Origin of the sequence: Mesotoga sp. H07.pep.5.3 (assembly GCF_002752615.1) — a bacterium.
Taxonomy (GTDB): domain Bacteria; phylum Thermotogota; class Thermotogae; order Petrotogales; family Kosmotogaceae; genus Mesotoga; species Mesotoga prima.
In genome coordinates, this window is sequence record NZ_AYTV01000007.1 from 89,798 (window position 1) to 108,701 (window position 18,904).

The 18,904-nt window shown below is 45.5% G+C and carries 18 protein-coding genes; 13 read left to right on the forward strand and 5 right to left on the reverse strand.

Features of this window, described 5'->3' with window-relative positions; translation table 11 throughout:
• The first annotated feature begins 5 nt into the window (after positions 1 to 5).
• The 3 genes from V513_RS03420 to V513_RS03430 are packed head-to-tail and all read left to right on the forward strand — an operon-like array spanning position 6 to position 2,549.
• Positions 6 to 845 (forward strand): fumarate hydratase, encoded by an 840-nt coding sequence (locus V513_RS03420; RefSeq protein ID WP_099771720.1) that lies wholly within the window; start codon positions 6 to 8, stop codon positions 843 to 845.
• On the forward strand, positions 814 to 1,314 hold the full coding sequence (locus V513_RS03425) for a FumA C-terminus/TtdB family hydratase beta subunit (RefSeq protein ID WP_099771721.1): 501 nt from the start codon (positions 814 to 816) through the stop codon (positions 1,312 to 1,314). The genes V513_RS03420 and V513_RS03425 overlap by 32 nt, the downstream gene beginning before the upstream one ends.
• Positions 1,314 to 2,549: an NAD(P)-dependent malic enzyme gene (locus tag V513_RS03430; protein WP_180274827.1), complete on the forward strand. Its 1,236-nt coding sequence runs from the start codon at positions 1,314 to 1,316 to the stop codon at positions 2,547 to 2,549. The genes V513_RS03425 and V513_RS03430 overlap by 1 nt, the downstream gene beginning before the upstream one ends.
• A 235-nt stretch (positions 2,550 to 2,784) precedes the next feature.
• On the opposite strand, the gene V513_RS13840 is transcribed toward V513_RS03430, so the two are convergent.
• The 3 genes from V513_RS13840 to V513_RS03445 form a co-directional block, all read right to left on the reverse strand.
• Complete coding sequence (locus V513_RS13840; protein ID WP_180274825.1) at positions 2,785 to 2,922, reverse strand: hypothetical protein; 138 nt, start codon at positions 2,920 to 2,922, stop codon at positions 2,785 to 2,787.
• A 662-nt stretch (positions 2,923 to 3,584) separates the two neighbouring features.
• Entirely contained in the window at positions 3,585 to 4,607 is a 1,023-nt protein-coding gene (locus tag V513_RS03440; protein ID WP_099771724.1) for a DNA-processing protein DprA, read from the reverse strand.
• Positions 4,588 to 6,657 (reverse strand): RecQ family ATP-dependent DNA helicase, encoded by a 2,070-nt coding sequence (locus tag V513_RS03445; protein ID WP_099771725.1) that lies wholly within the window; start codon positions 6,655 to 6,657, stop codon positions 4,588 to 4,590. Before V513_RS03445 ends, V513_RS03440 begins: the two co-directional genes overlap by 20 nt.
• 791 nt (positions 6,658 to 7,448) lie before the next feature.
• Between V513_RS03445 and V513_RS03450 the strand changes: the two genes are divergently transcribed.
• A complete protein-coding gene (locus V513_RS03450) occupies positions 7,449 to 7,757 on the forward strand; it encodes a hypothetical protein (RefSeq protein WP_099771726.1) in 309 nt (102 codons plus the stop codon).
• Positions 7,758 to 7,999: 242 nt separating this feature from the next.
• On the opposite strand, the gene V513_RS03455 is transcribed toward V513_RS03450, so the two are convergent.
• Together V513_RS03455 and V513_RS03460 are read right to left on the reverse strand one after the other, a co-directional pair.
• Complete coding sequence (locus V513_RS03455) at positions 8,000 to 9,820, reverse strand: MGH1-like glycoside hydrolase domain-containing protein (RefSeq protein WP_257211919.1); 1,821 nt, start codon at positions 9,818 to 9,820, stop codon at positions 8,000 to 8,002.
• A 157-nt stretch (positions 9,821 to 9,977) separates the two neighbouring features.
• Positions 9,978 to 11,963 (reverse strand): S9 family peptidase, encoded by a 1,986-nt coding sequence (locus V513_RS03460; protein ID WP_099771727.1) that lies wholly within the window; start codon positions 11,961 to 11,963, stop codon positions 9,978 to 9,980.
• A 296-nt stretch (positions 11,964 to 12,259) separates the two neighbouring features.
• On the opposite strand from V513_RS03460, the gene V513_RS14110 reads away from it, so the two are divergent.
• The 9 genes from V513_RS14110 (at position 12,260) to pepV (ending at position 18,523) form a co-directional block, all read left to right on the forward strand.
• Positions 12,260 to 12,769: a hypothetical protein gene (locus V513_RS14110; RefSeq protein ID WP_257211920.1), complete on the forward strand. Its 510-nt coding sequence runs from the start codon at positions 12,260 to 12,262 to the stop codon at positions 12,767 to 12,769.
• Positions 12,742 to 12,903 carry a DUF5050 domain-containing protein gene (locus tag V513_RS14115; protein WP_306556634.1) on the forward strand — a complete coding sequence of 54 codons (162 nt, stop codon included), beginning with the start codon at positions 12,742 to 12,744 and terminating at the stop codon, positions 12,901 to 12,903. The genes V513_RS14110 and V513_RS14115 overlap by 28 nt, the downstream gene beginning before the upstream one ends.
• Before the next feature lie 124 nt (positions 12,904 to 13,027).
• Positions 13,028 to 13,228, forward strand: a complete 201-nt coding sequence (locus V513_RS14120) for a hypothetical protein (RefSeq protein ID WP_257211922.1) — start codon at positions 13,028 to 13,030, stop codon at positions 13,226 to 13,228.
• 102 nt (positions 13,229 to 13,330) lie between these two features.
• Positions 13,331 to 13,483, forward strand: coding sequence for a hypothetical protein (locus tag V513_RS14325; protein WP_373561604.1), 153 nt, complete (start codon positions 13,331 to 13,333; stop codon positions 13,481 to 13,483).
• A 319-nt stretch (positions 13,484 to 13,802) separates the two neighbouring features.
• On the forward strand, positions 13,803 to 14,525 hold the full coding sequence (locus V513_RS03475) for an SGNH/GDSL hydrolase family protein (RefSeq protein ID WP_099771729.1): 723 nt from the start codon (positions 13,803 to 13,805) through the stop codon (positions 14,523 to 14,525).
• A gap of 625 nt (positions 14,526 to 15,150) precedes the next feature.
• Positions 15,151 to 15,402: a helix-turn-helix domain-containing protein gene (locus V513_RS14135; protein WP_257211926.1), complete on the forward strand. Its 252-nt coding sequence runs from the start codon at positions 15,151 to 15,153 to the stop codon at positions 15,400 to 15,402.
• A gap of 28 nt (positions 15,403 to 15,430) precedes the next feature.
• Positions 15,431 to 15,898 (forward strand): RidA family protein, encoded by a 468-nt coding sequence (locus V513_RS03485; RefSeq protein ID WP_099771730.1) that lies wholly within the window; start codon positions 15,431 to 15,433, stop codon positions 15,896 to 15,898.
• 1 nt (position 15,899) lies between these two features.
• Entirely contained in the window at positions 15,900 to 17,111 is a 1,212-nt protein-coding gene (locus V513_RS03490; protein ID WP_099771731.1) for a MalY/PatB family protein, read from the forward strand.
• 11 nt (positions 17,112 to 17,122) lie between these two features.
• Complete coding sequence (pepV, locus tag V513_RS03495; RefSeq protein WP_180274826.1) at positions 17,123 to 18,523, forward strand: dipeptidase PepV; 1,401 nt, start codon at positions 17,123 to 17,125, stop codon at positions 18,521 to 18,523.
• Positions 18,524 to 18,904: the final 381 nt, after the last annotated feature.

Below are 18,904 nucleotides of genomic sequence, written 5' to 3' on the forward strand. Positions count from 1 at the left end.
AAGCTTTGATTTCGGCTGAAGAAATAACTGGGGTGCTTGGAGAAGCAATTTCGAGGGCAAATACGGAGATTGATCCCGAAATTGTGAAACTGCTTGATCTCTACGAAGGACCTTTTTCAGGAGTGCTGAAGGAAAATGCAGAAGATGCAAAAGCAATGGGGCTCCCCATTTGTCAGGATACAGGTTTTCTAGAGTTTTTCGTCTTTCAGGGAAACGAAGTAACGCTGGAAGAACCGATTGTTGAAACGTTGAATCTGACAGTCAAGAAGGTTTATACCAGCGAACCTTTTAGATACTCTGTGGTGTCCGATCCTCTTTTGAAGAGAGAGAATACTGGAGACAACTCTCCAGCCATTTGCCATCTCTTTCCTGTAAGGGGGAATAAACTGGAAATACGCTTTCTTGTAAAAGGAGGAGGAAGCGAGAACCTTTCTAGACTTTTCATGCTTAATCCCGCTTCGACTGTGGATGAGGTGGTCCACACAGTCGTTGAATCAATAAGAGAGAGTGGGGCTAGAGGTTGCCCTCCACTAAAAATTGGAATAGGGATAGGTGGAAGTTCAGACAAAGCCATGGTTCTTGCTAAGCTTGCGCTTACCAAATCTATTAATGAAAAACATTGCGACAAGGAATATGCAGCTCTGGAAGAAAGAATTCTGAAAGATGTCAACGATCTGAGAATTGGTTATCAGGGTTTGGGAAAAGGGATAACTGCTTACTCGGTGCATATTGAGACTTACCCTACGCACATCGCAACAATACCGATTGGGCTTGCAACGGACTGTTTTATCGCCAGAAAGGGGAGAATAATCCTTGAAGATCGAAGAACTGCGCGCTGGAGATGAACTTCTCTATTCAGGCGAGTTTCTTGTAATGAGAGACGCCGCACAGAAAAGGCTAAAAAAGATGATTGAAGAAAATGAAGAAATACCAGTTTCTCTAAATAGTGCAATAGTTTTCTATGCGGGACCGGCAAAACCAACGAAAGTTTCTTTCGGCGCCATAGGTCCTACTACTTCCAGTAGGATGGATTCATTTCTAGAGATGCTATATATGAAAGGCGTTTTAGCAACAATAGGCAAGGGAAAAAGGGGACCATTGGCTGCAACGCTTTGCAGGGATTACAAGAGAGGCTACTTTCTCGCTCCCAGTGGTGCCGCCGCCGCTCTGGCCAGTAGGATATCCGATTTGACTGTCTTGGCTTTTGAGGATCTCGGTACTGAAGCGATATTCAGAGTCCAGGTTAAAGATTTCCCACTGTATGTTGCTATCGACTCCCTTGGAAACGATGTTTTTGCTTTGAATAGAAGGTGATCAGCTTGAACGAAGAAGCACTGAGACTCCATAAAGAACTGCGAGGAAAACTTGAGGTGAGAAGTAGAGTTCGTGTGGATAGCATGAAGGCTATGTCACTTGCCTATACTCCCGGAGTTGCAGACGTCTGTAGAATCATAAACGAGAATAATGAGTTAGCCTACGAGTATACCAACAAATGGAACTATGTCGCAGTTATTTCGGACGGAACAGCCGTTCTCGGTCTTGGAGACATTGGCCCTGAGGCCGGTCTGCCTGTCATGGAAGGCAAAGCTCTGTTATTCAAAGAATTCGGAAATGTGGATGCCTTTCCTCTCTGTGTAAACGTCCATCAACCCGATGAGATAATTGCCTTCGTTCAGGCTCTGTCTCCCACGTTTGGCGGAATAAACCTCGAAGATATCTCCTCTCCAAAGTGCTTCTACATTGAACAAGAGCTTCAGCGAAGGCTCGACATACCGGTCTTCCATGACGACCAACACGGAGCGGCAATCGTAGCCACTGCCGCATTGCGAAATGCTCTGAAGATAGTAAATAAGAAGATGGAAAACCTGAGAGTCGCAATGGTTGGGATTGGAGCCGCTGGTGGAGCAACGATCAAGATGTTGCTCGCGGCCGGCGTAAGAGACATCATTGCAGTTGACAGAAACGGTGTTCTTAACAAAAACGATCCCAGGACGCTCTTGAATGAATTTCATCGTGAGATTGTCCAGGAAATCAATCCAGACAACCTCTCTGGTGACCTGGCAAAGGCTGTGAAGGGCGCCGATGTTTTTATTGGCACTTCGGTTGGAGGTATCGTTTCAGCTGAGATGATAAAATCAATGTCGGAAAAGGCCATTGTCTTCGCTTTAGCAAATCCAGTTCCCGAGATTATGCCCGACATTGCAAAAGAAGCTGGGGCAAAGATTGTTGCAACTGGAAGATCGGATTTTTCGAACCAGATAAATAACGTCCTCGCTTTCCCAGGCATATTCAGAGGAGCGCTAGACGTCAGATCCAGAGAAATCAACGAATCCATGAAGCTTGCTGCCACTGATGCGCTCGCTGATGCCGTCAGCGACGACAAGCTATCCGCTGACAATATACTCCCGAAAGTCTTCGAACCAGGAATCGCCCGCAGAGTTGCGATAGCGGTTGGCAAAGCTTCGATAGAGTCAGGTTCTGCTACGATCAACGTATCACTTGACGATGTTGAAGCTTTAGTCGATAAAAGCTTAGAAAGGATATACTGAAAAAACAGACAAAAAGAAAGCACCTATTTGAGTTGATTTAACTATGGAGTCATTAGTACATGTGCTTCTCGACAAAGATGGAGGCTTTCCCTTGGTAGAGTTTAGTCGTAATACTTCTTGATTTTCAGTCTCTGCCTTTTGGACAGGCTTTAGACAGGTTGCTGTGAAATTTGAGACTCGCTTTTCTAGACTATCAAACAGCTCCCGCAAGAGATTGCAGCCGTTTGGTTCAAGATCATCTCAGGAAAAAAACAAGGGGTTCTATCTCTACGCTGGTCTTTGAGATTTGAAGGAAATCAGAAGTGCTTTCAGGTGCTCCATGGGCGACGACAACTCTGAATGGAGGGTCACCGTACATTCTTAGATTGTCCATCTCTTTTCGCCTCCAGTTTGGAGTGTTCTCCTCTGCTCTCTGCAATTACCTCTCTTTCACTGCTGTATTCTACTCCATCCTTATCCATGGTACTGGCATTCTCTTAGCTACATTAACGCCAAGAGAGTTTCGAACAGGGCATTCGAATACCGGTTGTTACATCCAAGATTTGACAGCAGAAGATCTGAAAATAGCCAAACTAGCTAGATAATTGAAAGAAAGAGATGATTATCTATCTCTTTGTCCTTGGGCATTATCAATATGATTCACTGCTTACTATGCTATATCAGCAAATAGGATGAGACTCCTATCCTTGCCCCCAAAAAAATCTCACTTAGATCTCAACCATTAATTTCATACCAGTTCCATCGCTCTTTCTTTTCATTCGCTGAAGTCTAAAAACTGACAGGCAAACAGCGTGAAAACGTTTCCAAGCTTGAAGTAAAAGAGTGTCCAACCTACTTCGAAACCTGGCTTAACACCTAGTGACACGCTTACAATCTTCACAAACTCCATAGCCCTTTCTGGGAAACGAACTCATGTGTCTTGTTTATCTAAATGATGTCGAACTCTTCGAAATAGCCTGCTAAAAGAGTCCAGAGTATGAGGCTGAGGTCACAGAAAGGAGTTCCATTAATTATCAGACCAAGGATAGAAAGCTCTCAGAACCAAAGCGGAAGCTGTTTCACATTTTGACCAATGAACGGCTCCTCTTCACTGTCTCTTTCGATCATGCCGGATAACAAACGGTATATGTCGGGCTCCCGGGAGATCATATCAATGTCAAGCGGTATCCCTCTCATATTTATTAGCTTTGCGTTTCCTCTTTCTTCCTTACCGAGGTCAAGCACAAACAGTGCGCAGTAATTCTTTTCAATGCATTCTGTAGCCCCTGACCAAGTCCCACCCTTTTCCAGATCACTTCGTACAACTATGCCAAAGTCGGAAAGCGAATAGATATATTTGTTTCTATCCATTGCCCTCCAAACAGTGAATTTCTCCCAAGGAGGGAACGCTGACAGCAATACGAGGCGACCATCCCTAACAAATCTGGAGATCTCATCCTTTATTATGAAACTCTTGAGAGAATCAGCTACAATACCGGCAGCAAGACCTCCGTTCTGAAGCGATCCCATCATAGCGTACATATCAACACCTTTTGCAGCACCGGAAACTACTGTTACACCTGACTGGGCACATTTTTCTCCCAAGAGATGAGCTTGATCAAGCAAAGACTGAGAGGTTCTTCTGGAACCTACGATTGAAATCGCCTTATTGTTTAGTATTGAAAGGTCTCCCGCGTAAAAAATCAATGGCGGCGCAAGATGCTTGAGCTTATCCAGCAGTTTGCTAGGGTACTCCGGTTCTGCACGCGATATCGCACGAATGCCTTTTTCTTCGAGATTTGAAAGCTCAATCGCGAGAGAGTGCTTCCTACTCAAAAGGCCAGCTATAAGCTTCGCAGATTTTTCGTCTATCTCAAGCTGCTCGCCGATCTCTGATTCGCTAAGTTCCAGGAGTTTGGAAGGCCTCGAAACTGCAGAAGAGGCAATGCGCCTGGCAAGGATGTTGAAATTCTTCAAGTTGAGAGGTTTGAGATCATCGTTCCGCTCTGCATCAAATCTAATTGTAAGGAGCATTATCGAATGTCTGTCAGATATGTAATCATGACTCGTCGTCATCATAACCACCTTCCCACGAAGCTGATAGAGCAAAGGGATAAACCGCACCGGCGTTTTTCTTCTTCAGCAGATAAGCTATTACCGTAAATGTCCATCTCGAATCGACCAGGTCATCAACAAGGAGGACTCTTTTACCCCCAAGGTCAAGAGAAACATCAAAAGCGGAGAGTACATTTTCAAACTGCATAGATGAGTTTTTCATGGCCTTTTGTTCATGTGTTTCCTTTTTCTTCACTACACAATCCGGTATGTAACTCAGACCAATCTCTTTAGCCAAAGCTTCCGCAAATCTAGAGACCAGATAGGGACGCCTGAGAGACGGAACGGACACAACAATTTCTGGAAACGGTTCAGGCGACCAGTAATCGGTAATCAACTCCTTAGAAGCGGCTACCAATTCACTTCTAAAATGTCCCCTTTCGTATTTGTCCTCCTTAACCATTCTACCCCAACCGGCATCACCATAAATGCTCAACGAATAACCAACCTCACATCTGAAGGGTTCCGGTATTTGAATGATGTTTTCAAATCGATGAGGGAATCTTTTCCTTGGCTCAATTCTCACAAATCTATTCTTAAGAAACTTTGAGGCTTTCTGAACGAGCTGATGGTTTGTAGCCCTGGGTCGAAAATCCCCCGCACAGTTGCAGCATCTACCGCAATCTTCACTGAGATAATCATCAAGCTTACTGACGACGTACTTCATAAGGCATCCTTTCAATTCAAACAATGCCTTCACATCCTTGTACTCTTGTTTTCTCTGATGAATTATTTCCTCCCACCTTTCACTGTTAGGACTCCACCTGTTTGCAGTCCTGATGTATCTGGAGCCATTTCTGGTAATAATGCCATCGATTTCAAGAATCTTAAGACACTTCTCGATTTCCGATATTTTAGCGTTTATTGATCTCATTATCTCGGCTTTACTTCTTGGAAACTGCCCAATCAATTCTACTAGCGTTTCAATGACCGCCCTTTCAGGAAAAGCATTTTCAAAGAAGTAATCGTGAATATCATCGTCTTCCTTACCTCCTAGAAGAATAACCTCTGCAGAATCTACTGATCTTCCTGCCCTCCCGATTTGCTGATAGTAGGCTACTATCGACGATGGAGTTTGAAAATGAATCACGAAACCAATGTCCGGTTTATCATATCCCATACCCAAAGCCACCGTACTAACCAAAGCTTTTACCTCGTTTTTCATCAGCAGTTTTTCCAGCTCTTCTTTTCTTTCGTTATTCATTTGCGCATGATATGCAGATGCATTTATATTGTTATCTTTGAGCCATCTGGCGACTCTTTCACAGTCAATCTTCGTCAGACAATAGATGATTCCTGATCCTGGAATGCTGGGTAAGTTCTCAGCAAGCCATGCCAGCCTTTCAGACTGATCTGCAAGTCTCACCGCCTGAAGTTTCAAGCTTTCTCGCTTCAGTGGACCTCTAATGGTAAGAAGATCTTTGCCGAACTGCTCTTCAATGTCTCTCACTACTCTGTCGTTGGCAGTAGCTGTTGTTCCTAACAATGGGGCTCCCTTCGGAAGATTTGAAACTATACGCACAATTCTTCGATAGTCTGGCCTGAAGTCATGACCCCAATCCGATATGCAGTGTACTTCATCGACTACAAGAAGTCCTATATTGAACGAGACGAATTTCTCAAGAAAACCTTTATTCCCTAGTCTTTCTGGTGAAATGAGGAGTATATCTACTTCATTTTTTCTTGTTCTTTCAATAATCTCTTCCCATTCAGTTGAATTCGTACTATTTACAGTTTCTGCGATGATTCCGATTCTCTTGGCCATGTCGATCTGATTTCTCATCAATGATAACAACGGACTTACAAGCAATACTACAGCCTTTGATTCTTTCCTCAGAAAGTATGCAGAAAGAAAGTATGTTATACTCTTTCCCCAGCCTGTTTTCTGAACAAGAAGAACCTTCCGGTGTTCGTTGACAACTGCGTTGATTGCTTCCCACTGATCTGGTCTGAATGACACCCCTTTTCCAAGCATTTTCTCCAGAATTTGCTGAGCTTCTTGTTTCTCTATCATCCGTTACCTCCGTGAATAGATTTACTACATGGAATATCAATTCTCTGAACTGTCATGACAAATCGAACAGAATGATTTCAACTATCGATAATAGACGACAGCGTAGTCGTCGTTGTCCTTAACAAAGCATATTCCCGCCCAGGAGCTCCAATGATCCTTGCAGAAGCTGAGACAAAGTCCCAGGGGATTCAAGATACTACAAGAAGTAGTATTCAGATAAGTGAAAAATTCGAATTCTTTGCGAGTCATTGCTAAACACCTAAAAACCTGCATATTCTAACTAGTTGTCAGTTATTGCCCAATTCATATGCCATATATTATTAGTTTACAAAGATTACAATAAAAAATCAAATCGCGCCGCTTACGAGAAAACTTTCACAGAGGTGTGAAACCATTAGCTAAGAATGGCTTTCAAGGATTCTGGTTCGTTCGGAAAAGATTTCTGAATTGATCCTTCTGGCATAGTCTCTGCCAATTCAGAAGACGTTTTCTCAGATCACTTCGAGTCTGTGGCTTCTTCACACGTGTATTCGTTGTTGGTACGGATTCACATTGGGTGCGAAGATGGTTCTATAAGAGTTTCTTTTTCAGGTGGTTTTACTTGTCGAAAGCTTCGTGTGCTAGACTAGCCTTGTCGGTTAAAGAATTGCTCTTACACACCGGAAATCGGGAATTATTTTCTGAAGAGCCGAGATTATTCAAGTTGCATTAGGCAGCAGATACTAAAGAATACATTACCGAGATATACTCATGACCGATTCTTGAATTAAAAACAACCCCAGGAGGCAATTATGGCCAACAACAAAAGAGAAGAAGAATGGAAAGAAGTCAAGAAGAGATGCAAGGTCGGTGACGAAACGATACGAATGGCGAAGGAACTAGGTATAAATCCAAGGACTATGATAAAGAACATACCGAGCAAGGCCGAGAAGTGGAAGGCGCCCGTCGATGTCTGGATAAGAGAAATGTACGATAAGGTAAAAGAAAAGAGCGCAAAGAAAGCAAAAGCGAAGGCAAAGCGGCTGAGAAAAGAAAGCGAAGAATCTACCGACGGTTCGTCTCGACTGGATGACAGCGACAAATCAGATAAGCAAGACTGAAGGTCGTTATCATAGTTGTGAAAAGCTCTATGGCAATCAAAGGGCATAGATCCCGATTAATTCTTTTGTCTCTAAGAAAAGAGGACTGGAAAGCGTAAGTGGTATAACGAAACTTTTTAAAGCTCCGAGATGAAATATCTTCCGAACAAAAGCCTCTACAGCTAACGAAGACTATCATGTTTTCTTGAGTTAACTCGATATCCAGAATGATTTTAGAAGTTTCGAATTTCTAGAGATTCATTTCAGTCTAAATCAGGCGCCACAACACTTGAAATCACAAAGAGCGTTCCAATTGACCAGAGCTGAGGGGAACAACTTGCGGGATATTCCAAAAGACTCCCGGCTGTTTCAGATGAGGAGAGACCGCTGAAGAGTTCGGGGAGGCGATTGTCACGATACTTTTCCTTCGCTCTCAAGAGATCTGAGGCGAGCCTCTTTGTCTTTTCGGAAAAGCCGTAACTGATAAGCCCAAGCATAATCAGCGAGTTGTCGTGCGGCCAGACGCTTCCGTTATGGTACGAGAAGGGATTGTAGCGCTTCATCTTGCTCGAGAGAGTTCTTATTCCCCAGCCTGTGTACATATCCTCTGAGAAGAGTCTATCTGCCAGAGCATCTGCTTTGTCTTCGTCCACTATTCCAGTCATAAGGCAATGTCCGGGGTTAGAGGTTATCGAATCTACCGGAGTTTTGTTCTTGTCGAGAGCCGTAGCAAAGTAGCTCTCATTTTCGAGCCAGAAATCACGGTTGAAATTGATCTTCAAAGTTGCCGCTTTCGAAGCATAAAGAGAGGCCATCTCTCGTTTATCAAAGAGAACCATGAGCTTCTCGAGGCATTTGAAAGCATCGTACAAATAGCCCTGAACCTCTACGAGGGCAAGGGGCGGTTCGGCAAGCCTGCCGTCGGCAAAGTTCACCGAATCGGCAGAATCCTTCCAGCCCTGATTCACGAGTCCACCGCCAGAAGGAGCAAATTCGACATATCCGTCGTTATCGGGGTCGGCATATTCGTCGATCCACTTTGCGGCTGCAATGGTGTTTTTCTCGATGAATTTAATGAAGTCAAGGTCGCCTGTCTGCCGGTAGTACCTGTGAGATAGCATTATGAAGAGAAGGGTCGCATCGATCGTTCCGTAGTATCTTTCGAAAGGCAATCTTCCTGACAGAGAAAGCTCGTTCAGGCGGGTCTCGTGGACAATCTTTCCCGGCTGAGCCTCGGAATGAGTCTCTTCTTCACAACTCTGGAGAAGAGAATGGATCTTCAGTATGTTCCTCGTGATCTCTGGAAGAAGATCGACCGTCTGGAGTCCGAAGATTAAACTGTCTCTTCCGAAGACGGTGGCGTACCATGGAAGTCCTGCGCCCGGAAAATCACCATAGACCGTCGGAATCATAAGTATCTTCAGATCTCCAATTTCCCTTTCGCCTATTTGATTAACGTTCCTAGTAAACTGGAGATTCCCCACAGGTCTCTCTGAAAGCATATCCTTGAAGATCTCTTCTTTCTTCACTACCTTGCTCAATCTCAGTTTACCCGAGGCCGTCCCGCTTTGCCCCGGCCTGAGCTTTAGAGAGAGCGAGGGTAGCGAGTTTTCTATGACATCCTTTTCGAAGTCGCTTTCATACTCGAGGCTGTTGAGTGAAGAAGCCGATACCGTTCTGGATGTTTCCAGCCCACTGTAAGCATCGTTCTCTCCCCTTATCGTGAAGATATCTTCAAAGGCGCAGCTGATTTCGTAATCGAAAGTCAGCTGAACCTCTTCAAGCGAATAGTTTCTTACCGTCACTTCTGCGTACAACGTGTTTCCTTCCACACGGAGGGTTTCAGATAGGAAGATGTCGAAGTTAGAAACGTCGGGTCTTGATCTCCCCAGATAGCGGGCTTCTATTCGGTCCCATGAGAAATCTACATGGAGTCTCTTGAGGTAAATCGAGGCTTTCAGAGTCATTCTGGATATGAAGCGGGTATCTTCCAGATAAAGGCCTGACGCCTTTTCGCTCTCACAGTCTATAACCCCTCTTTCATCGGTAACCGCCATGAGATTTCCGTTCTTGAAGATCTTCACGAGTTCACCTCTCTTGCCGATCGCGCTAGTAGATTCCGAAATCTCTTTTTGCATCAAAATTGGCTGCTTTCAGGACTTTACTTTTAATAATTTCGACCAGCCGGCGTATTTTCGATTCGAAATCAAATAAAACAACTATAATAAGTAATTCTACTGGTTACTTCTCTTCGGTCTTCTCAATCTCTGACTGTTTAAGCATTAACGCCTCTTCAAGCGGTTCGCCGAGAAGATAGTGGCTGAACCAGGCGAGATTCTGTCTCATTATCGCTCTATGGAGACCGGGCTTGTCTGCGACGTGCCCCATGCCCTTGTAGATAACCAGCCTTACGGGAACGTTCATCTCTCTCAACCCCTGATAAAGTTCGAAGGCGTTCGGTGGTGGAACCCTGGTGTCCGAGCCGCCGTGTTGTATGAGGGTTGGTGTCGAAGCATTCTTAATGTAAGTCATCGGCGATGTCAGCTCGTATATCTGAGGATCTTCCCAGGGGTTGTTGCCGAGGTAGCGGTGACAGAATTGATGAATATCGGTGTTAACGTGATAGGTCACCCAGTTGGATATCCCAGCTCCCACCGAAGCGGCTTTGAATCTGTTCCCGTAAGTCGCACAGAAGGCCGAGATGTAACCTCCCTGGCTCCATCCCATGACTCCAACGAGGTCTTCATCCACGAAACCTTTTTCGATAAGATGATCGACGCCACTAACCACGTCTTCGTAATCTCCAATACCCAGGTTTCTGTAATTCAGCTTCCTGAAGTCTCTTCCGTAGCCTTCGCTGCCCCGGTAATTCGGCTCAAGTACGAGCACTCCTTTGGGCACAAGCTGCTCCACAGGATAGTAGCTGCTCGTGATCATCGCCGCTAGGGCAGTCCATGTCGGACCGCCGTGTACAAGCACTACGAGCGGGTATCTCTTGGAGCTGTCGAAATCTTCTGGAAGGTTGAGAACGCCGTGGATCTCAGTACCGTCGTAGCTTTTCCAGGAGATCCGTTCCTTCTTCACCCTTTTTCTCTCCGGGTAGGAAACGGCGATCTCCGTTATCTTCTTTCCATCTAAATAGATTTCAAGAGGCTCCGCATTGGTCCCCATCGCAGTCGCTATATGTTTACCATCATAGGTAACGCTGCAGGCCAGGATCATCTCGTCCTGATCTGTCAGACGTTCGAGATGGCCATTCATATCCAGCAGGCCGAGGCTCATTGTGCTATTCTCTATCCAGCTGACGAAGAAGCCCCTCTCTGTCCAGGAGACCAGTTCAACGTTCAGATCGTCTTCGACGTTGATCCGCTCTTTTGAGAGATTGGAGAGATCCACAATCTCGATAGCACCGTTATCCATCCAGGGGTCTTCTCCATCTGGCACCACGACAGCGAGTTCCTTCGAGTCAGGAGAGAAGGCGAAGCCTCTCGGATGCTTAAAGGGTAGTTCTTTCAGTTTTCTTTCGCTGTCCATAAGCATGACCTTGGCTTCATCGAAATCGTTGACGTCGCTTGTCGGCGGAGCCATGAGTGCCACGTAGTTACCGTCCGGAGAAAGAGAGATCGAAGAAACATGGAATTCCTTCTCATCTGTCAGTTTGTCGAAAAGGGTCTCTTCAGATCTCATATCCTTGGGCAGTTCGAACCTCGAAGAATACTCCTTCATCGCTCGTGAGAGATGAATGAAGAAAAGAGAGCTGTTTTTCGGTTCCTCGTCTATGTATTCGAATTCGCCGTAGTTCTCCTTCCTCTTTTTCAGTTCATCGCTTTCAGGAGAGGCGGCAACCAGGTAAAGCCCGTCGTTCTTTCTGCTCCACTTTACCTGGCTTATGTCGTTTTCGAAAGTCAGCAGCTTGAACGTTCGCTTCTCTTCGAAATCGAAGATCATGACGTCGTTCTTGTTTTCGCCGCCGGTCTTCTGGAGAAATGCAAGTTTACTCGAATCGGGAGACCAGTCGGGAAGAGAGCAGTCGAACTCATCGTTCGAGACATGCAGAGCGGTCTTAATTGCTGCATCATAAACCACAACTGTTTGCAAATACTTGTTTGTGTTCCAGTCGGCGCGCTTCAGTATATAGGCAAGTTTCTTTCCATCGGGCGAAATTACCGGATTGTTTACGATCGGAAGCGAAAGCTGCTCTTCAATCGTGAGATATCTGTCGCTCAAATCATACCCCTCCCATCTAACATAAGAAAACTATACTATCATAGTCTATCCTTTGGAAACAAACAAAAGACCCGCCAACAGTCTTCTCTCCGAATCAAAGTCTATTTCAAACGCTTGCCATGACCCCACTTTATGACACAGGATTCTAGCTCACAGATATGTAATCTTGAAGATACATGGGAGAGGTTTCCTCTATCGTTCATATTTGCTATTGAATCCATTCTCTTGGCAGGATTCATTCGGGTTTCGGATAAAAAATGTCAATCCCCCCTGAATGAACTAAAGGAGATGTTGGCATGAAGATTACCTTCCTTCCTCGCTCTCGATTAGGCAAGTGGGGCTTCTCTCTGAGTCTGTCCTTCATCCTTTTGCTCTTTGCCCAGATACAGTTCTCATTGATTCCTCTACCGGTCTTCTCTCTTCTTACTCTAGGAGTGGCCGGCTTTGTCTTATCTGTCATCGCTTTTATAAAGAAAGATAGAGCATTGGGAACACTGATTTCAATAATTATTGGAGCCGTTATTATCTTCGTCTTTGGATCGATACTGGTAATGTCTACCGACCTCTTCAAAGGCTTTCCCGTTGCGAAGGACTACCTGGAGAAGGCGGAAGGAAACGATATGTCCGGAGACGGAATGAATCTCGGAGATATTTCGCAGTCAGGAGAGCAGATCTTTTTCGTAGAAAAGAACAGGCTGTACACCATAAACATCGACTGGACGAATCGCAGAGAGGTAACGAATTCTCGGTCAGTTCTATCTTTCTTTCCGGTGACTGGATTTACTTCACAAACGATCGCGATGTGAGCAACCTGTATAGAATGAGGAAGGACGGAAGCGAGCAAATGAAACTGAGTGAGGACAATGTCGCCCATTTCTACGTTCTAGGTGATCACATGCCTATTGCACGAAGAAAACGCTGGCCGAGTTCAACGAAATAAAGAAGGAAGCGCTAAATACAGAAGACGCAACACTGGAAAGCGATGTGGGGACACTATACATGATGAAAACAGACGGCTCGGAAAAAATCCCGCTCTGCAAAGTTCCCTAAAGCCGGGCAGGGTAATGATATCCGAAGAGTGGATATACTTCGAAGACTATCAGAAGCTGTGCGGAGTAAGGATCAATGGATCAGACTACACTTTGATCTCTGAAAGAGGAAGGTTGGGTTTCGTTGAGGATGGTTGGGTTTACTTCGTATCGGTTCTCGATCCAGAAACTCGAGCTTATGAGGATCTTGAGATCTGCCGTATGAAGAAAGACTGATCCGAAATTACGGTTCTCTCCTCTGCGGACAGAGTTAACAGCTCTTGTTTCGACAACGGTTGGTTCTATTATGTTCTCCATTCAGAAAAGGGTCTGTACCGAATGAGGCCAGACGGATCTGAAAGAGAGAGACTCAATGAAATAAACATCTGGCAATTCGACGGGGTGGCCGGAAACTGGATGTACATTACCGACTATGCCGGCCCTAGGTATCGCGTCAAGCTAGATGGCTTGGTAGGCACCAGAATGAACTGAACCCTTTCTTTTGACCGGGTTACACATTCCCTTATCATCTTCAACAACCTTGTTTTTGACGAAGACCCGCAGGTTCGAAATCCTTGTTCTTTTGCTGTATGAGTTTCCGGCAACGCTGAAATCTATGCAATGGAGACAAAGATAGGAACTATCCAGGACGGGAGAAGTGTGTTTTCCTTTCTTCCTGTCTTGCATGTCTCTCACTTCATACTATCCTCGTAGAGATGATAGGCCTTCAAGCCGGTAGATTTGATTATCGAAGTGGGTAAAACGCATGAAAGACTATAATAGTTATGAATTGAGGATGAGGAGACTACACATGAATACTGTTGTCTGTATTGGAGATAGTATCACCTTTGGTCGAGTGGGTGCAAGTTACTTTGAGATGCTGAAAAGCGAATTCGGTGGAAAATACAAGTTTATAAACAGTGGAATAAATGGAAATCTTTCTTACGACGTTCTAAAGAGAATAGACAAAGTGACCAGTTTGAAGCCAGATATCGCTATTCTCCTCGTAGGAACAAACGACGTGTGGGCGACCTACTCAGAAAAAACCATGAAAGCCTACATCAGAAAGAACAGACTACCCGAGAGACCTTCAAAAGAGAGCTATGCCAGAAACTTCGCTGAAATCCTGCAAAGGCTCAAGACCGCTTCCATTGCTCATATAGGAGTGATGTCGTTGCCTTTGATTACAGAAGAACCCGAACATATTCTCTTCAAGAGAAGCGTGGAATACTCTGAACTGATTAAGAAGATAACTTCGCAGATGGACTTGTGCTATCTAGATCTCAATGAACGTCAACGCGATTATCTGACAAAGAATAAGAAAAGTTCTCCCTCAGGGCGGAAAGTCTCCTGGGAATTCACATTACGGATGATCTTCAAGCATATCCTATTGAGAAAGAGCTGGGACGCACTATCGCAGGAAAATGGATTTCTGTTGACGGTAGATCATGTTCATCAAAACAGCACAGGGGCAGCATTGATCAAGGATTGCGCCTCTGAGTTCCTGAAAAAGCTTTCGCTTCCAGATGGCTGATTTCTTCAACGAACATACTTAGAATAGTTATCATTTGCTGTTCAATTATCCAATTCGATCGGGTTCCTGTTTAGGGGAGCTCTTCCTTCTTCATAAACATGTTAGAACGAATCGTCTGGAACGAACCGAAAGAGAGTGCTGATAACGGAACAATATCGACTGTTTGATTCATCAAAAACCGATAGATCCTGTGCAGAAGCACTCACGAGGATGACCCCGAAAAGGCGCGAAAAACGCGAACAGTTGCAAGTTCCGAAATACAAGTTGTGAGTCAAAGAACAAATCCAAAAAAGAGGGCCTCGGGTCTGGAGTCTGGCAAAGATTAATCAGTTCACTATTCTAAATGCTATTGAGAACTTCATCTTTAGATCCGTTCCAGAATCTTGTCTTTGATTTTAGCAAGAACTCGTTCATGTCGGAGGATCATACTGCGATCTTGCCAAGTACAAGTCGTCATATCTGGAAGGTGATTTCATAAATCATCAATCATCAAACGGTGTACAAATCCGGAAAATTCATAAAGTCAACGACCTTTCATCTAAAGGGCGAGGATTATCACTATGCGCTTGGTATAAACTATGACTTCACCTACATGAGGGAGTTTTCAAACGTTCTGGAGAACTTTATGAGGGTCGAATCCGATTTGCAGTCTGCTATAAGCGAGGCGGGAGAGAACAAGCTCTCTTCGATCTTCGACAGCTGTCTCGAGGCTGTAGGCAAGCCCATCGAAAGGATGAATAAATCGGACCGGTTGAGACTGATAAGTCTTCTTAAAAGAGAAAAGGCCTTCGACTTTTCTAAGGCAGTCCCGTACGTTTCAAGCAGGCTCAATTTATCTAGATACACGATATACAAATACATAAAGGAAAGCAGCTGACATAAATAAAGAAAAAGAGGAGAAGATGATGCTTATAGAGAAGAGGATAAAGGAACTGGGAATCGAGCTGCCGCCGTCTTCACCGCCAGGAGCCATGTATATTCCCGTCAAAAGGCTCGGAAATGCTCTTTTCGTTTCGGGTCAGGTACCGATGAAGGACGGAAAGCCTGTTTACACGGGTAAAGTGGGAAAGGAGAGATCAATCGAATACGCCGAGGAAGGGGCCAGACTGTGTATTGTCAACATGCTGGCAGCCGTCAAGGCTTACCTCGGTGATCTCGACAGGGTAGTTAGCATCGTGAAGCTCCAGGCCTTTGTGAACAGCGAAACTGGCTTCGACAGGCAGCATATCGTTGCTAATGCGGCTTTGGAACTCCTTTATCAAATATTCGGAGAGGCTGGAAGGCACGCACGCACTGCAGTTGGAACGAACCAGCTGCCGTTGGATTTCACGGTCGAGATCGAGGCAGTAATCGAAATCAGAGAGAACGATTAATATGGACTACGACTTTGATACTCTGGTAAACAGGGAGAATCAGGGGAACATGAAATGCATGCTCACTCCCGATATAGTCAAGAAGATGAATCTGATCAGTTATGCCGGCGCTGAGATGGATTTCAAGACTGCTCCTGCAATAATCGACGCTCTTGTTAAGCGGGCCAGGAATGGCCTTCTTGGATTCACACTTGCCGACGAAAAGTATCTTTCCAGCGTACAGTGGTGGATGAAGAACATGCGTAACTGGGAGATAGAGAGAGACTGGATTGTGCCTACCTATGGTACTATTCACTCGGTTGCGACGGCCATCAGGGCATTCACGAAAGAGGGAGACGGTGTAATTGTACAACCTCCCGTATACAACAGATACGAACAGGCTGTAAGAAGGACAAACCGAGAGATAGTGAGCAATCCTCTGATCTACGGGGACGGAAAGTACTCAATGGACTTCGATGACCTAGAGAGATGTATGAGGGTTGAGAAAAACCGGCTTTTCATACTGTGCAATCCTCATAACCCCATCGCAAAAGTCTGGCAGCGTTCAGATCTGGAGAAAATCTCTTCGCTTGCACAGAGATATAACGTCCTTGTATTCAGCGACGAAATATTCGGAGAAATAACCTTCAACGGCAATTCGGCTATTCCGTACTCAACTGTTGCCGGAAAGGAAGGCCGCTCGATAGTTGCGACCTCACTTGGAAAGGTCTTCAATCTGACTGGCGTCAACAGCGCAAATATTGTTATATCCGACCCCTCTACACGGAAGAGATTCAGGATCCAGCGAGACGCAGATCACTACGGAAGCATAGATCCCATGGTTCATGCGGCAGTATGCGCAGGCTACGGACCCGACAGGGCCGATTGGGTTAGAGAGATGAGGGAGTACGTGTGGGAGAATGTCTCCATAATGAAGGACTTCTTCACCAGAAATATTCCGGCAGTCACAATGACCAAAGTAGAGGGTTCATTCGTAATCTGGATAGACTGGCGGAGGCTTAAACTAGATGATGAGGAGCTGCACTCATTCCTGCTGAACGAGGCATATCTTGATCTGGATAGAGGCGTAAACTATGGAGAAGGTGGAAAGGGTTTTACGCGAATGAACATCGCTGCACCCAGAAGGAAGATAGAAGAGTCACTGGGATTCCTTTTCGAAGCTGCCGCGAGACGTGGGTATGCAGTATCCGAGACTTTGAACAGGTGGAGGTGAAGATCATTCCTATGAAGAAACTGATTGAAGACTACTTCGAACAGAATAGGGAGCTCATGATAAGAGATATCATGAGACTGGTAAGGATAAAGAGCGACAAGCAAGAGGCGAAAGAGGGCAAGCCATATGGCGAAGGACCGGCCGAAGTGCTGGCTGTAGCCCTTGAGATGGCGTCTGAGATGGGATTCAAGACCAGAAACTACGACAACTATGTAGGAGCGATTAACTTCGACGATCAGAAAAACAAGCTTGACATTCTTGCTCATCTCGATGTGGTACCTGGAGGTGATGGTTGGTCGGTCACAGAACCCTTCAACCCGGTAGTCAAGGGCGGAAGGCTCTACGGCAGAGGAACGATAGACGACAAGGGCCCCGCCGTAGCAGCTCTTTACGCCATGAAGGCTGTCAAGGATCTCAATATTCCTCTGAAGGCCGGCGTAAGACTGATACTGGGAACCGATGAGGAATGCGGATCGTCCGACATAAGATACTATTATGGGATCGAAGAGGAAGCTCCAATGACCTTCTCGCCGGACGCCAGTTTCCCGGTTGTGAACATAGAAAAGGGAGGTCTACAGGGAAAGTTCGAATCGAGATTTGAAGAGTCAAATGAAACTCCACGAATTGTAAGCTTCAAGGCTGGGATCAAGAGTAATGTGATTCCCGGTGAGGCAACTGCCGTTGTAGAGGGGATCGATCCTGAAGAGATCCGCGAATGCTGCGATGCCGTCGGCAAGATCAGCGGCATCTCGTTCAACTTATCCACCGAGGGAGACAAGACTACAATCAAGGCCAAAGGACTTCAAGGCCACGCTTCGACTCCAGATAAGGGGAGAAATGCTTTGACAGGTTTGCTGGAGGTAATCTCAAGGCTTCCGGCTTCTCGAAGCACCGGCTTTGAAAGACTTAGAGCTCTAAACTCTGTATTTCCTCATGGAGATTGGCTCGGTGAGGCTGCCGGTGTGGCGATGAGCGATGAACTTTCCGGTAAGCTTACAATAAGCCTCAATATATTGGAGTACGATGGTTCCAGCCTAAACGGGACATTCGATTGCCGGGCTCCTTTGTGTGCAACGAAAGAGAACCTTCTTGACGTTATCAAGGCAAAACTGGCCGGCTATGGCATAGATCTACAAAACGATGACATAAAACCTCCTCATCACGTACCGGGTGACTCCGAGTTCGTCAAGACACTTCTGAGATGTTATGAAAGCTACACCGGAGAGAAGGGATACTGCATCTCAATGGGCGGCGGAACGTATGTACATCGACTGAAGAACGGTGTGGCATTTGGCTGTACTATGCCCGGAAGCGAAAACAATATGCACGGCCCCGATGAATTTGCGGTCATTGAAGATCTCCTGACGAGCGCCAAGATTTTCACACAGGCAATCATAGAGCTATGCGGGTGAACGAACCTGTTCTGTAAGCTAGAAACGATAAGGGCTGTCCGTTATGGGATCTCCGTTCTCCGGGAATAACAACAGTTGCAAGTTGTAACCGAGGTTAGAGGTCAGTGGTCAGAGGTTGGAAGAGTAAAAGGAACTGGTTGACCGTTGAGCAGTTCTCCGTCCGCCGAGAAGAACATACAGTTGCAAGTTGTCTGTTCCAAGTTGCAAGCATAGGACCCGCTATGCGCTTAAAAACGGAGAACCCGCTAATCGCTGGAAAAAACACTTTGCGCTGGACACTTGCTATGATACGCTGAACTCTTGAAAGACCAAAGGAACGGTTGCAAGTTGTGAGTTGCAGTGTGCCAAGAAGGCGAAGAAGGAAACTTCAAGCCATGCTTA